Consider the following 1,285-nt stretch of genomic DNA (forward strand, 5'->3'; position numbering starts at 1 on the left):
GACGAGGTGCACCGACGCTGGGCCGCGATCCTGGCCCGCGGCGGCGGTGAGATGCCGGTATTCCCGCTCGACCTGGGCGACATCTCCACCCCGCGCGAGGAGGTGGTCGAGGTGCGCGACGTGCTCGACCCGGCCGGGGTCGCCGCCCTGGATGAGGCGGCCGCCGCCGGCGGAGTACGCATGATCTCGCTGGCGATCGCCGAGATGACGGCCGTACTCCACCGCCGCGCCGGGGTGGGCCTGCGCGCGGTCCTGCCGGTGCACTCCCGCCACGATGTGCGCACCGCCCGCTGGAACGACTCGGTGGGGTGGTTCATCACCAACTCCGTGATCGAGTGCGACGACCCCGACCCGGCCGCGTGCGCGGTGGCCGTGCGCGAGGCCGTCGACCTCGGTTCGCACGCACTGGGGCCGATACTCGCCCCGTACGGCGGGATGCCGCACACCCCGGGGATGTTCGCGATCTCGTGGCTCGACCACCGCCGCCTGCCGGTTGACGTGGACCTGAGCCTCAGCCCGCAGCACGTGTCGGCCGCGATCCGGACCGACGGGGTGATGGTGTGGTTCGTGGTCAGCGGTTCGGGGCTGCACGTGCGCTGCCGCTATCCGGGCACCGAAGCCGCCCGCGGGTCGGTGGGGGGTTGGCTCGACGAGCTGTGCGCCGGGCTGGTCCGCCGCGCCACCCCGGCCGCCGGTCGCACTGGGCCGGGCGGGCAGGTCGAGGCAGACCACGAGCAGGTCAGTGGGGCGGCGCGCCGGACTCCGGTCCCAGGTCGGCCTGCAGCCACCCCACGTCGAGCCACCGCCCGTGCTTGAACCCGATCCGTTCCAGCTGGCCCGCCTCGCGGAACCCCATGGCTAGGTGTAGAGCCACACTCGGCTCGTTGGGAAGGGTCACGATCGCCAGCAGTCGGCGGAACCCGGCCGCCTCGAGCCGGGCGAACAGCTCCCGGTACAGCGACCGCCCCAACCCGAGGCCGTGCGCGCCCGGATCGACGTAGACGCTCACCTCGCATGACCAGCGGTACGCCGCGCGGTCCTTGACCGGCCCGGCGTAGGCGTACCCGACGATCCGGCCGTCGAGCTCGGCCACCAGCCAGTCGTACCCCGCCAGTGCCCGGTCGATCCGCGCCGCGAACTCGTCGACCGGCGGCACCTCGGTCTCGAACGTCGCCGTGGTCTCGCGGACGTACGGCGCGTACACGTCCAGACAACCGGCGGCGTCGGCCACGGTGGCGCGGCGGATCGCCCTCACACCTCCGGCCCTCCCGGGTTGCACCCCTCG

Annotated in this window: 1 protein-coding gene and 1 pseudogene; one reads left to right on the forward strand and one right to left on the reverse strand. The window is 73.7% G+C overall.

The window, feature by feature from the left end; genetic code table 11:
- A pseudogene (locus tag G6024_RS11455) lies at nucleotides 1-816 on the forward strand (peptide synthetase); the annotation flags it as partial.
- Here the strand turns inward: G6024_RS11455 and G6024_RS11460 are convergent.
- Complete coding sequence (locus tag G6024_RS11460) at nucleotides 740-1,279, reverse strand: GNAT family N-acetyltransferase (RefSeq protein ID WP_235027877.1); 540 nt, start codon at nucleotides 1,277-1,279, stop codon at nucleotides 740-742. The pseudogene G6024_RS11455 and the gene G6024_RS11460 sit on opposite strands and share 77 nt — an antisense overlap.
- Between the last annotated feature and the right edge of the window lie 6 nt (nucleotides 1,280-1,285).

Source organism: Dietzia maris, assembly GCF_014144855.1.
In the GTDB taxonomy this organism is placed as follows: Bacteria; Actinomycetota; Actinomycetes; order Mycobacteriales; family Mycobacteriaceae; genus Dietzia; species Dietzia kunjamensis.